At 57.6% G+C, this 13,805-nt stretch carries 11 protein-coding genes and 1 riboswitch; of the genes, 5 read left to right on the plus strand and 6 right to left on the minus strand.

The window, feature by feature from the left end; genetic code table 11:
- Window position 1: 1 nt before the first annotated feature.
- Entirely contained in the window at window positions 2–2,137 is a 2,136-nt protein-coding gene (locus NITLEN_RS04805) for a site-specific integrase (RefSeq protein WP_146216101.1), read from the plus strand.
- Window positions 2,138–2,618: 481 nt separating this feature from the next.
- On the opposite strand, the gene merR is transcribed toward NITLEN_RS04805, so the two are convergent.
- Window positions 2,619–3,017, minus strand: coding sequence for a mercury resistance transcriptional regulator MerR (gene merR, locus NITLEN_RS04810; RefSeq protein ID WP_080879238.1), 399 nt, complete (start codon window positions 3,015–3,017; stop codon window positions 2,619–2,621).
- 206 nt (window positions 3,018–3,223) lie between these two features.
- Between merR and merT the strand changes: the two genes are divergently transcribed.
- The 4 genes from merT to merA are packed head-to-tail and all read left to right on the plus strand — an operon-like array spanning window position 3,224 to window position 5,625.
- A complete protein-coding gene (gene merT, locus NITLEN_RS04815; protein WP_121988420.1) occupies window positions 3,224–3,604 on the plus strand; it encodes a mercuric ion transporter MerT in 381 nt (126 codons plus the stop codon).
- A 12-nt stretch (window positions 3,605–3,616) separates the two neighbouring features.
- A complete protein-coding gene (gene merP / locus NITLEN_RS04820) occupies window positions 3,617–3,895 on the plus strand; it encodes a mercury resistance system periplasmic binding protein MerP (RefSeq protein ID WP_121988421.1) in 279 nt (92 codons plus the stop codon).
- Window positions 3,896–3,903: 8 nt separating this feature from the next.
- Window positions 3,904–4,149 carry a hypothetical protein gene (locus tag NITLEN_RS04825; protein WP_121988422.1) on the plus strand — a complete coding sequence of 82 codons (246 nt, stop codon included), beginning with the start codon at window positions 3,904–3,906 and terminating at the stop codon, window positions 4,147–4,149.
- Window positions 4,150–4,191: 42 nt separating this feature from the next.
- Window positions 4,192–5,625 carry a mercury(II) reductase gene (gene merA, locus NITLEN_RS04830; protein WP_121988423.1) on the plus strand — a complete coding sequence of 478 codons (1,434 nt, stop codon included), beginning with the start codon at window positions 4,192–4,194 and terminating at the stop codon, window positions 5,623–5,625.
- A 455-nt stretch (window positions 5,626–6,080) separates the two neighbouring features.
- Here the strand turns inward: merA and NITLEN_RS04835 are convergent, their stop codons facing one another.
- The 5 genes from NITLEN_RS04835 to NITLEN_RS04855 form a co-directional block, all read right to left on the minus strand.
- Entirely contained in the window at window positions 6,081–7,562 is a 1,482-nt protein-coding gene (locus NITLEN_RS04835; protein WP_121988424.1) for a hypothetical protein, read from the minus strand.
- 13 nt (window positions 7,563–7,575) lie between these two features.
- Complete coding sequence (locus NITLEN_RS04840) at window positions 7,576–9,771, minus strand: TonB-dependent receptor (RefSeq protein ID WP_121988425.1); 2,196 nt, start codon at window positions 9,769–9,771, stop codon at window positions 7,576–7,578.
- Window positions 9,772–9,801: 30 nt separating this feature from the next.
- A riboswitch (cobalamin riboswitch) is annotated at window positions 9,802–9,968 on the minus strand.
- 42 nt (window positions 9,969–10,010) lie between these two features.
- A complete protein-coding gene (locus NITLEN_RS04845) occupies window positions 10,011–10,811 on the minus strand; it encodes a HoxN/HupN/NixA family nickel/cobalt transporter (protein ID WP_121988426.1) in 801 nt (266 codons plus the stop codon).
- A gap of 49 nt (window positions 10,812–10,860) precedes the next feature.
- Window positions 10,861–12,402 (minus strand): cobyric acid synthase, encoded by a 1,542-nt coding sequence (locus NITLEN_RS04850; RefSeq protein WP_342776533.1) that lies wholly within the window; start codon window positions 12,400–12,402, stop codon window positions 10,861–10,863.
- 5 nt (window positions 12,403–12,407) lie between these two features.
- A complete protein-coding gene (locus tag NITLEN_RS04855; RefSeq protein WP_121988427.1) occupies window positions 12,408–13,784 on the minus strand; it encodes a cobyrinic acid a,c-diamide synthase CobB in 1,377 nt (458 codons plus the stop codon).
- Window positions 13,785–13,805 lie beyond the last annotated feature (21 nt).

Consider the following 13,805-nt stretch of genomic DNA (forward strand, 5'->3'; position numbering starts at 1 on the left):
CGTGATTGATCGCGCGGGCCGATATATCCTTTCAGATGAACAGCTGACGGATCTCGTCAAGGCATTCGATCAGCGGTATTCCTCAAGAGCACATCAATGGCTGGCAAAGCACACCCTTAATCTCATTTTATTCAAGCTCGAGAAGGAGGAGGTGATCGAGACAAAATATGTGAAGGTGCCGCATCAAGTGCCTCGTACCTTGGTCGCAACTCTCGATGGAATCACACCAACCATGCTGGCTGGTGCCCGCCATATACGCCGTTTTCTTAAAAACAACCGGACGCTTGAACCTCCCGGCGACTGGCGTTGGGGGATAGAAGTATGGAAATGCCTGTTGTTTTATACATCGGTCGTTCTCGACAGTTTTATACTATTGCCCAGTCTCACCCAGCGGTTGTTTAGTCTTCAGCGGGAAGATCTAAAAGAACGTGATTGGATCCTACTGCCTCAGCGTGGCCGACGCGAGGAGGTCGATCAAGGCCTCCGCACTCTAATACGATTCTCCCTCACTCCCTCTACGACGCAACACCTGAAGAATCTTCTACGGGTAGTAAAGCTCCCGAAAACAAGAGAGAGAAACACTCGCAGACGACTTTTCCCCGACGACTGGCGTACGAGGAAGTGGCGCAATCGCATTCTGCGACCGGCGTGGGAGGAGTTCATGACTCAGCTGATGAGAAATACACCATTTCAGGCTGCTGAGATTTCAATGGATTCACTGGTTCATGTGGGAACCGTGCTGGCGTTGACAGAGAATCTTCCTCCATTCGCCGTCGCGGTGCACACCGCCCAAACACTGGTCTCACCCATGACCGAGGCGAGTTTCAACCGTCTATTCCTCCTCAAGGACTGGCAGGGCATAGAAAATCCAAGGTCGCAACGGCCGCGGGTAAACCCCCGGCAACTAGCCTCCTCATACGGCTCGGATGGGGAACTGTTTCAGCAAATCGAGTTGGCACGCCAGGGGCTTCATCGAGAGGAGCCAGACGCGAGGAACATCCGAAGAGAAATGGCCTGTCACATCGGTCAGCTGGTTGGGGTGACCGAGAGGGAACTGGCCACCCGCCCGGGAGATTTCACTTCGCTGGGATACAATACTCGATGTTACGGTCTTTGGTTGATACATCTGCTGATGGGAAAAGATGACAATGGGACTGTTTCAACGCGTGCTTCCGCCATAGCCGCAGGGTTCTTCCCGTATTGTGCGGAGATGCCTTTTCATAGCTGGGACAAGGCAGACTGGGTATCCAATGTGGCCGGGGCCATGGAGGAGCATGCGACATCGCATGCTAAAGCCAGTTTCTGTAGGTTGGATGATTTCCTCGTAGAGGTGGGATTGGCGCCAAAGCTGGACATCCCATGGCAGGCGAAAGCCCTTACCAAACCGCTGGCTCAACAACCCGTGCCACTCGTAGGTCCAGAGGAGTTTGATGCAGCTCTGTCAGCAACCTGCTCAAGTGTCATACCTGTCGAAATACGGCGACTACTCAGGGTTAAGATGATCCTGGGTTTCTCTCTCGGACTCCGCTCCATGGAAGCAACGAATATGAAGCTGAAGCAATTTGTAGTGTATCCGGAGCCCGTGATTGAAATCAGAGTCACTAAGACAGCTGCCGGGATTCGGAACCTTCATCTATCCAAACTCATGCCCGTTCATCACTTGAAGGAAGTTCGAGAGTTTTATGAGCACCGCCTCCGCGAAACATGCGGCAATTTGGAAGCCCCCCTTCTTGCCACGCCGACACATCCTGAGCCTTATGACAGCAGTTATTTAGCCTCGCTTGCAGGGCTAGTACTTCGGGAAGTCATCGCTGAACCGTTCTGTTTCCATCACTTGAGGCATTCATTTGCCAGCTGGTTCCTCTTGCGTTGGCTCAAGGCTGTCAAACCATGTGTATTTGATGGGGTGAAGATTCCCCTATTTGAACATAAGATATTTCACGAACCCCTACTGAGCGGCCTCCGACAACTTTTGTTCGGCTTACGGGAACCAAAGATCGGGGAAGTTGCCTTCTCTCATGGGTTGGTCGCTCTATGCCGGCTGCTGGGGCATAGCAGCCCAGCAACTACCCTTTCCTCATACTGCCATACGGTCGACGTCCTCTCTAGTCTGATTTTAAGGAAAGGGATTATCTAGTCATACTGCATACGAATTCCGGCCTGCAACCGCGCACGTAGTTTCGCCTGTATTTGTGTGTAAAGCATTACTTCAGAATTTTCACGGTCGCGTATGACCATTCACGACTGTCGCTATCCGGCCACTTTGCGACAGTCGCTAAGGCAATCTCCGCGCCGGAAAGCTGCCGTTCATGAGAGATTGTGCTGGCTTAGCGGTAAGCCAGCCTGGATTGGATATGAGTCTGCTGGGGGAGGGTCGTAGAACAGTTACCTAACACAGGTGTCGGTGTCCACAAAACCTGCCCACATGTCTTCCCGCAAGTTCTCGAACTCATGTGACCAAGAACTCGACTTCCACCGTCCAGAAATCAGATAATTGATGGACTGATCCTGAACCTCGGTACATGCGGGTTAGGAGGTTCCTCCGATCTACACTCCGACATCCTAGGCCCACAAGGAGCCACGACTTAGGATAGTGAGCTCGCGGATGAAGAGGACGCTTAATCCTGTTCGAGCACCTGAATGATTGGGCATCCCTCTACAGGTTGTTTCCTGTCGCACTGCTGAACCAGACCGGCTAACGCTTTCCGCATCGCCGCGAGGCCCGTCAGTTTCTGGTCAATCAATCGCATCTTGTGGGCAGCCAGGGTCCGAGTCTTCGCACAGGCACGGGCTTCCTCCAGCTGTAGCAGTTCGGCGATTTCCTCCAACGTGAACCCAAGCGCCTGCGCCCGCTTAATGAAGCGGATGTGTTTCACGCTGTCCGCCGGATACCGCCGATAGCCCATGTGCGGCTTGTCCGGCTCGGCCAGGAGCCCTCGTCTCTGGTAATAACGGATCGTCTCGACATTCACCCCAGCCAGCTTCGCCACTCGGCCTATCGTTAATTCTGAAGCCATGAAGATTTCCCTTGATTCCGTACCGTAGTACGGAGTTTAGACTGGAATCAATGGGCAAGAGTTGGAGATACAGGCCGTGGCTTCATAGAGTGGAAAGGGACCGCTGAGTTGGATCGTGCTGGCCGCCATGGCCCAGTGGTCTGCTGTGTCCGGCCGCCTGTACTGCGGGCTCTGAAAGAAAATAGGTGGAGCAGAGACATATAGATATGTTGTTCAGGTCGGAGCAAGAGAACCCTTGGTCTAAAGCGAAAAATGGTCGCGGCGCCTTGGGTATCGGCGGCCTCGCGGCGGTCCTCGCCTCGATCTGCTGTCTCGGCCCGCTCGTGTTGGTGACGATTGGCGTCAGCGGCGCGTGGATCAGCAATCTGACGGTGCTCGAACCGTATCGTCCGATCTTAATCGGCGCAGCACTCGTGGCGCTCTTCTTCGCCTACTGGCGCATCTTCCGGCCCTCCGAAGCCTGCAAGCCGGGGGCGGTCTGTGCCGTGCCGCAAGTCAAGACGGCGTACAAGCTCATCTTTGGGATCGTGGCCGCACTGACGGGGATCGCGCTGGCGTTCCCCTACATTCTTCCGCTGTTGTACTGAAAGGAACACGCCATGAAAAAGCGCATCACTGTATTGGCCCTCTTGGCCGCCTTGAGCGCGCCCGCCTGGGCCGCCACGCAAACGGTTACCCTGTCGGTGCTCGGCATGAAATGCGCGACCTGCTCGATTACGCTGAAGAAAGCGCTGAACAAGGTCGAAGGCGTCGAGAACATCGAGGTCAACTTGGAGAAGAAGGAAGCCCTGGTCACCTTCGATGACGCCAAGACCACGGTCGAGGCGCTGCTGGACGCTACCAAGAACGCGGGCTACCCCTCTACCGTTCATCCCTAACAGATGCAATGGACGCGAAAACCAATAGTCACGAGACGCCATCATGGTTGGGCCGCACGCTCCTGGCGGTCGGCATCAGCGGCGCCGCGTTTGCCGCACTCTGCTGCGTGGCGCCGTTTCTTGTCGCCGGTCTGGTCACCGCGCTTGGCCTCGGATTCATTCTCAATGATGCCCTATTGATCGGTCTTCTTGTGGTGTTCATCGGCGTGGCCGCGCTGGGCTACTACGTCGTGCGGCGCCAGACGTGCGTGTGACCTGAGGAACATTCCCGGACAACCAACCCAGGAGGGAAAATCATGGCGAAGACATTTGACCTAGTAATTCTCGGATCCGGCTCGACGGCGTTTGCGGCGGCGCTTCGCGCGGCAGAACGCGGAAAAACGGCAGCCATGACCGAGGTGCGAACGCTCGGTGGCACGTGTGTCAATCGTGGCTGCTTGCCCTCAAAGAACCTCATCGAAGCCGCAAAAATCCTCTACGAGTCGAAGCATCCGCGCTACCCAGGGCTCTCTCCTGCCTCGATGGGCCTGGACTTCCGCGCTCTGATCGAGCAGAAGGATGCCGTGATTGAAGACTACCGGGGAAAGAAGTATGAGAGCATTATCTCCAATTCTGAACGCATCCGCGTTTTTGAAGGAGCCGCTCGCTTCAGCGGCCCCAACGAGGTGACCGTGAACGGGCAGGTGCTCTCAGCGCCTCGGTTCCTTGTCGCGACGGGAAGCGCGCCCACCGTGCCAGAGGTTCCCGGGCTTCGTGACACGCCGTATCTCACCAGCGACCTGCTCACCAGTCACGAAGACATCGAGCTCACAGAGCTTCCGGCGTCGCTCATCATACTCGGTGGCGGTTACATCGCGCTGGAGCTGGGCCAGATGTTTTCGCGCTTCGGCACCCGCGTCACGATTCTGGCACGCGGAGAGCGAATTCTTTCGGCCTACGAGCCGGAGATTGCACAATCAGTGGCAGACGTATTTCGTGAGGAGGGCATTGCCATCCAGACGAACACCACGGTGAGCCGGGTGCAGGGCGATGAACGCCAAGTCGTCGTCACGCTCCAGGTGGACGGGCGTCAGAAGGAACTGAAAGCGGCGAAGCTCCTTGTGGCCACGGGGCGCACACCGAATACAGAACACCTGGGGCTTGACCTTCCAGGAGTCGATCTGGATGAACGTGGTTTCGTGAAGGTCAATGAGGAGCTTCGCACCTCTGCCGAGCACGTGTATGCCGCCGGAGATGTCATTGGTTCCAACACAGGAAGCCAGATGGCGACTCCTGTGGGGGCGCAGGACGGTGGGATTGCCGCCGAGAATGCGCTCAACGGCAAAGGGGGCCATAAGGTAAACCACGCCGTGATTCCGCGAGCGATTTTTACCGACCCGCAGATGGGCGTCGTCGGACTGTCGGACGAGGAGGCCAATGCGCGCGGGTACGCGTGCGATTGTCGGGTTATTCCTATGTCTCTCGTTCCCAGAGCTGGGGCGGTCCGGGAGACCAGAGGGGTTCTGAAGATGGTGGCGGACCGGACAACGAAGAAGGTGCTGGGGGTGTCAATGCACGGAATGAACGCGGCAGAGGTGATTCATGAGGCGGCAATGGGGCTTCATTTTGGTGCGAGTATCGACGACTTCGCCCACATGCTGCACGTCTATCCAACCATGTCCGAGGCGCTTAAAATCGCCGCGTTGTCGTACACAAAAGACGTGTCGAAAATGAGCTGCTGTGCAGACTAGCGTCACGCCGATATGAGCTAACAAGCCTAGAGGGTCAGAAAAAGTCGTCGGCTCTGGTTAAGCACTGTCTCAGTATGGGGCCATACGTCACCCCGATTACAGTTGCGGACCAGTGGCGGCTACTACCGCGCTTCCCTTAAAGTACATGGGTTAGAAATTCATTGGATTGAAAAATTTACTGCTCTAGTAGGCCTCCTTTCACTTACGCGACCCAATACTTTGCTCTCACCAGAGCTGCCAGAAACGCCGACAGCACTGCTCCGAACACAGTGATCGTGAGACCCATGTCGCCAATCGGCAGAGCGACCGCAGTCAATCGACTTTATTGAGACCAAACATTTGTGAAACAGATTTCTATGTCAACGACCGTTCACCATCGTGTGGATCTTGACGGATGAAAGCACGGACAATGCCACGGTGTCTGTCCTCCCGCCTCCTCGGAAGACCATGCACTATTAAGTGGCTGGTGGTTTCGGCTGCGACCGACCAACAAACACCGTAATCCCCAAATACACCCCGGACAAGCTGAACAGGAACCCAGCGACGCAGAACACCAGGAGTAAGATCTTCCGTTGGCGGTCGTGTTCCAAAAGAAACGGGATATCCCAACTATGCAGACCATGGAACAGCCATCGATACACTCTCCTGCTGTGATCCATGAGCTCCATCAGCTGGCCTGTCTTCATATCGATGTGAAGCCATGTCTGTGCCGGATTGTCTAAAACAACTCGCAAACCAGGAAGCGGCCGAGGATTGTGGGTCGTGCTATAGTAATACATGTCGCCGTAGGTGATTTCGCTCCTCTTAATTTCATGAGCTGGGAACACGGCCTTCGCCGCTTGACGAAGAGCCTGGAGACCAAATTCCAGAAACGGCGCATGCGCCGTGACCGCGCTCATCACCACTTGCTGCTCAGGATCTGAGCGGAACACATAGTAGCTCACTCCCCCAACCTTGGTAACCAGGATCTCTTTAACGGCATCACCGAGCTGGGCCTGCCGCATGGCGTCTCGTAACGGAACGGCAATATCTTCAGGCACCAACGTTCCACCCATGAAGCGTTGACGCTGGTCTACCGTTGGCTCGGGGATCGAGAACCAGCGCCCATGATCCATCGAGAACATGCCGCTCAAGAGCCACGTACAGACCACAGATCCAATAGCCACTCCAAAAAGATGATGCCATCGCTTGATCCCCGAAAAGGGGCTGCTATGGCCTTGCCGTCTCCAGTGATGAAGATGCTGAAGACCGAGCACAAACCCGGTGGCGGCAGTGACCACGCCAGCCGCAGCCAGCCACCAGACCGTCTGATCCCACGCAGCCCAATGCCGACGTAGCACCGGCACATAGAGCCAGTGGATGACAGCACCTACCGTATTCCACCTTCGCTCGAACACCGTCGTCTCCATCACCACTTCCCCCGTTTTGGAAGAGACGTATACCTCACGCCCATCCGCATCGTGCAATGGGACTTTCCACAAGGGCCGATAGGGGTCGAAACGCTGTTGGACCGTCCATTGATCGTCCTGCAGCGCCTCCGCCGCGATCTCGTCTTCGCGCGGCACACCTTGTTGTGCAATACGTAAGGCATCGCTGTACGCGACCCCAGACATGGGTTCTCCACGATCCGCCCACAGACTCGTCAGCGTACCGTCCAGAAAATAGATGACGTAGACCGGACGCCCGGCAGCCATCAGCAGACGCACCCGCTCAACCCCCTGGCTGGGTCCGACCTGACTCCAAACCGATTCCAGCGGCACACAGCAGTACTCCAACTGGAGTGGCTCAAGCCATTGGAATCGCTCCGCCTCGGTCAGGCTCGGATAGGGCACAAAGAGCAACACCGCACCCGATCCGAACCAGAGCATGACGAGCAGACCGATCCCCACTCCCAACACACGGTGGATTCCTGTCAGTCCGGCACTCACCCAACGCATCCCTGCACCCCTGTCAGAATCGCGCCATCAGGCTCAATTCAACCGTCCGTGGCGCCCCGATAATGACTTCGCTGGGATAGAAATTATCGCCCCAACTCGCATACGTTTTATCGAACAAGTTGCGCCCGCGCAGCGTGAACCACAGATTCTTGTATGGCACCGTCATCCAGGCATCGGCCGTCATATACGCATGCATCCGTATGGCATTCGCCGCATCGTTGTAGCGATCTCCCACATAGCGCAGCGCCGCGCCGAGATCGACCGGCACCGCCGTTGGAAGCCGGTAGATCGACCAGAGGTTGGCCATCGCCTGCGGCACATTGAACGGGCGATTGCCGTTCCGGGAGACCACACTGCCTCCGGACAGTTCGGCAAAGTCGTCAAATTTGGCGGATAGAAAGGTCAGATTTCCCTGTACTCGCCACGCTTCGGTGGGACGCACCCCCATGGACAGCTCGACGCCTTTAGACGACTGCCGACCGACGTTGACCGCTTCCGTCAGCGAGGTTTGCGTCAGAATGTTTTTCCGGAAGATATCAAAGTACGCAACGGTCCACTCGGCCCGTTTGTTCCAGAAGTCCCCTTTGGCGCCCACCTCCCACTGCGCCCCGGTCGCGAGTGCAAAACTTTCCTGACGTGTCACGAGGAAAATATTGCTGGCAGCCGGATCAGCCGCCGTCGCGTATTGCCCATAGAGCGTGATCTGCGGCAGCACGTCATAGACAAGGCCTGCGCGCCAGGTGGTGGGATTGAAGTTCCGCGAGAAACTGCTCGTCGTATCGAGGACGCCGGCGGTGTCGAACAACTCCCGAGTCAAATCGATACGATCATGTCGAAACCCGGCGATCAGCTTGAGCTGATCGGTCAGGCTAAGCTGATCCTCGGCAAACAGCGCGGTCGTGGTGACCATTGCCTTCTGCGTTGCTGCCGCGATCGGCCCGAACAGTCCGGCGACAGGGGCAAACGGGTCCACGCTCCCACCCGCCCCATTAAAAAAACTAGGCCTCGTGAAGTCGAGACGACTAAAGTCCAATCCCGTCACAAAACGATTCTTCAACGACGCGACGGGCTGGTTGACCTGAAACTCGAGTCGGTCGCCGATGATAGTCTGATCATGCGCCACATAGAATCGATCACGATCAATAAGCTGCGTCCCGGTGTTAAATGTGTAGGTTTCAGCATTTTGCCAATGGCGCTTCGCCGTGTAGTAATAGGCTTGGTTCCGCACTTCGATCAGATCGGTCGGCTTCCAAGTCGTTTTGAGCTTCGTCCACGTGGTCAGCGCACTCATGTCGCTGTCCTGGGTGTTGTAGTTTTGCCGCAGCATCCGCCTATCGACAGTGCGCCCATCGAGTGTGCTTACGACTCCGTTGACCCCTTGGGTGGCAAACGACGAGGGCACCAGCGGCGTGCCAAAGTAGGGCTTGCTGCGATCGAACCCGAGATCGAAGGATACTTCAACGCTGAGACGAGAGGTCACGTCATAGAGGAGGGCGCTGGTCCCATTCCAATAGGTATAGGGTGCCCGCTGCACGCCCAGAAAGTTGTCGGAGTTCTGATAACTCAGGTCCACTCGATAATGCAGCTTATCGGTCCCGAGGGTCCCTCCGCTGCCCACACCGGCCCTGGTTGTATTGAAGGTGCCATACGAGAGAAACGTCTCCGTTCCCTGTAACTCACGGACCGGTCGCTTGGTCACGAAGTTGATCGCGCCGGCAATCGCCCCTTCCCCATAGAGCACCGACGCGGGCCCCTTCAGGATCTCGATGCGATCAAGATTCCACGTGTCACGCGGGCGCGAGGTCATATTGGCCGGGCCGGTCATCAGCCCATCGTTCAGCAATCGAATCTGGTTATTCGTGAACCCCCGCATGGAAAAGTTCGCGGGGTCTCCTGGTGCGTCGCCTACCGTCACCCCCGTCGCGCCTTCGATCGCTTCGGAGATCGACCGAAATCCGCGCTCCTGAATGGTCTGTTGACCGATCACCTCAATACTGGCTGGAATCTCACGTAGCGTCAGCCCCAAGCGGCTGGACGTCATACTTAGACTGTCGAGATTGAGCGTCCCCGTCCCCTGGCGCTCGACTGGCTGTCCAATCACCGTCACTTCCTGCACTTCCACGGGATCCCCTTCACCCTCCTTGGCAAAAAGATTGAGGGGCATGAGACACAACACAATTCCTGAGGCCATGACAAGACGGCAAAGCATAGGGCTCTTCCTTTGATCACGAAAGGGGTTTCTGGAGTCTCCATGTACCCAGGTCTCCTGACTCTCGGCTCGTCCTACTCTCTGCGCCTTCCCATCCTTGCGGACAGTGGCTGAGTGCAGATTTCGTCCCCGATCACAGTTGCGGACCAGTGGCGGCTTCTACCGCGCTTCCCTTGGGGTACATGGGCTATCAATGCATTGGATTGAAAAAGTTACTGCTCTAGTAGGCCTCCCTTCTGTTACGCCACCCGGCACTTGGGTTTGATCAGTGCGGTCAGAAACGCCAGCAATACCGCGCCTAGCACCATAATCGTGAGACCCAGATCGCTAATCGGCAACGCAAACGAGGTGGGCTGGAGTAATTTGATGATCCCGACGACGTAGGCCAGCCCCACGACGGTCAGTGTCATCATGCGATTGCCTTGGATCGCCATCGTGGTCGCCGCCAAATACATCCGGCGTACAACAAGGCCGTTGAGGGAATCGGTAACGACCATCCCCAGGCTGAAGGCCACGCCGATCAGCAGCGCGCCCAGCAGGCCATAGCCCATCGTGCCGGCCAAGGCCCAGGCCGACATCTGGCTGGCGGTCTCAAACCCCAGTCCAAATAAGGCGCCGATCGGCACGGCGCTCATCGGGTGTGTGATGTTGAGCAACTGTCTGGGCAAAAAATGGCCGATGACCCCGTGGCTCGGAACCGTCATTCCAGCCGGCAATGTCCTCAGCCTGGCGAGGTTTAATGTCCCAATGGCGAACAACAGGCAGGCCGATAAAACCCCGCTCACGTGCAGCACAGAGTCGTTGAACGATTGCAGATACTCCGCCGCCAATGCGATCAACCCCGCAATCAACAGGACAGAGAGGGCATGCCCGAACGCAAACCATGTCCCCACCCACCGGCTCATTCTCGGATGCCGATCGACAGACGCCCTCGTCATGCCATCGATGGCGGTGAGATGGTCTGGGTCGGCTCCATGGCTCAACCCCAATGCGAAGGCGAGACCGAGCAAGGCCCAGAGACTGCCATCAGTTGGATTCATAGGCTCCCTTGTGGCTCATGGTTCTCACCCCGAAACTCTGACGCATCATTCACCGTGGCAACACCGGGCACCGGCCAGTGAGACGCCAGAGCAGCTCACAGTCGAGATGCCCACGCACCACGGCTCCTAGCCGGTCGTACTCGTCCTGTTTCGTGGGAATGCACCGGATGATGTCGCCTGCGAAAATCCCCTTGCGCCGACGCAGGAAAGAAAGAGTCCGCGCCCTGATCACCTCATTCTCGAACAGGCCATGCAACATGGTGCCCACCACCATCCCATCGCTGCTGAGAGCCCCGTCACTGCGTACCTTTGTGCGTCCGTTCCGCGACTGAATCTCGAAGGGGCTCGCCTGCTGATTATGTGGCACCACCATTCCCATATGGATTTCATATCCATGGACCGCTTCTTCGAGCCCCACGCCATCGGTGAGAAACGAGGGGCACCGCACGCGGGCTAGAACCTGCGCCGTGACTTTCTCCTGCTCGAAGTGGGTCCGTAGGGCCAGCAGTCCCAATCCCCGTACGTGAGGCTCCGCCGACTCCACTCCGTGCGGATCGTCGATCATCTCACCAAGCATTTGGCATCCGCCGCATACACCTAAGAGCGGTCCACCCTCACGGGCGCGCGCCTCAATCGCGCCGGCAAAACCACTGGCACGGAGCCACGCGAGATCCGCCACCGTGCTCTTCGAACCGGGAAGAATCACGAGATCGGCACCCGCAACTTCGTCGGGCTGCTCAACGAAACGCACGACAACCCCCGCCTCATGTTCCAACGCCTCGACATCGTCGTAGTTGGAGAGGTGCGGCACGCGCACGACCACGACATCTAGTTCCTGCTGGGAGGGTCTACGCCGAGCCAGTCGCGCTTCAAGCGATACGGAATCCTCGTCGGCGATGCGGAGGTCTTTGATATAAGGCACGACACCCAGCACCGGCTTACCTGTGCGTTCGCTCAAAAACTCGAGCCCCGGTGTGAGCAACGCCAGATCGCCGCGAAATTTATTCACGACAAAGGCCGCAATCCTGTCCCGCTCGTCCGGCTCGAGCAGTTCCATCGTCCCGACAAAGGAAGCGAAGACGCCGCCTCGATCGATATCCCCCACCAGAATAACCGGCGCATCCGCCAGCTTGGCCACATGCATATTGACGATATCGCGATCCTTCAAATTGATCTCAGCCGGGCTCCCCGCCCCCTCGATCACGACCAGATCGTAGTTCGATCGGAGCCGAGTCAACGACTCCGCAATCACCGTCGTGAGGCGCGGCTTATACTCGTGATACTCGGTCGCCAGCATGCTACCGATCGACTTGCCGAGTACCACGACTTGGCTGCGTCGATCACCTTCGGGCTTGAGCAGGATCGGATTCATGTCCACGCAGGACAGAATACCGGAGGCCTCGGCCTGCACCGCTTGCGCCCGCCCGATCTCCAGGCCATCGATGGTGACGGCCGAGTTCAGCGACATGTTCTGCGACTTGAAGGGAGCGACGCGCAGTCCTTCGCGGCGGAAAAACCGGCAGAGGGCCGTGACCAGGAGACTCTTCCCTGCAGACGAAGCCGTCCCCTGGACCATGATCGTGGGGGCCAGTCCGCTCACCGGACCCTCCTGGCATGGGCCGAGCAGGCCTGCACGAAACCCTGAGCCAGGCGCGGGTTCGAGGCCCAATGGGCATGGACATAGGACGCCAGCGTATTGCCCTGACGATAGCCCTCTTGAAAGACCTCGCCGCCACGGCGGCGGCGCACGCTATAGGTACACTCGACTGCTGGCGGAAGGCGAAAGTCCGAATAGCGAAATTGATGGCCTCGAAATTTTAAGCCCGCCGGACCGAGCATCGTCGCGTCCTTCGTGTCCACTTCGACATATCCGAGCGCCTGCAAACGATCTTTCATTTCCGCTTCGCCTGGAATGAGGCCCACCATAGGATGCAGCACGCCATCGAGCGTCCTGATGCCGTTGGACAAGTACATGAGCCCGCCGCATTCTCCATAGATGGGGCCATGAGCTTCGGCAAACGAGACCACATCCCTACGCATCGAAAGATTCCGCGACAGCTCCTCCGCATGAACCTCCGGGTAGCCGCCACCGAAATACAGACCGTCCACGTCCGGCAGATGCGTATCGTGAATGGGAGAAAACCGCACGAGCTCCGCACCAAGACTCTCAAGACGGCGGAGGTTGTCGTCATAATAGAAATGGAACGCCTCGTCGAACGCGAGACCAATTCGACAGCTGGCTCCTTCACCGACGATCCGTTCCATGGTGGGAATTTCAGGAAGAGCCGGCGTGGATTGCGCCAGCGCGATGATCGCCTCGACATCGCACCACTCGCTCACCCGATCGCCCCACGACACAAAGACATCCTCCGGGACCGTCGCCCGGTCTGCGCTGCGTAGACCCAGATGCCGATCCGCGAACGCCAAAGTAGCTTCCTTAAGAAGCCCCCCCAGGACGGGAGGCTCACCACCCGTCGCCTTGCGGAGCAATTCCAAATGCCCGCGGCTGCCGAGCTTGTTACAAATGAGACCGGCAATCTGCAAGCCTGCGTCGAAGGTCGAAAACCCTTTGGCTAGCGCCGCAATGCTGCGAGCCATCCCTCCCGCATCGCACACGAGCAGCACCGGCGCTTGGAGCCACTTGGCGATCTCGGCAGTCGAGCCTTCATCGCCCGTCGGTGACGCGCCGTCGAACAACCCCATCACCCCTTCGATTAATGCAATGTCTGCCCCTTGCGACGCGCGCGTAAACGTCGAAAGGACCGCCTCACGCCCCATCATCCATCCGTCGAGATTGTGACACGGCGCATCAGCCGCACGAACATGATAGGTCGGATCGAGATAATCGGGGCCACACTTGAAGACGGCCACTCGCAGCCCCCGCGCACGTAACGCCCGAACGAGCCCGACCATGACGGTCGTCTTGCCGACGTTGCTAGCAGTGCCGGCGATGACGAGCCGTGGAATCGTCACGAACCAATCTCCGGCTGAGCC

Origin of the sequence: Nitrospira lenta (assembly GCF_900403705.1) — a bacterium.
Classification (GTDB): domain Bacteria; phylum Nitrospirota; class Nitrospiria; order Nitrospirales; family Nitrospiraceae; genus Nitrospira_D; species Nitrospira_D lenta.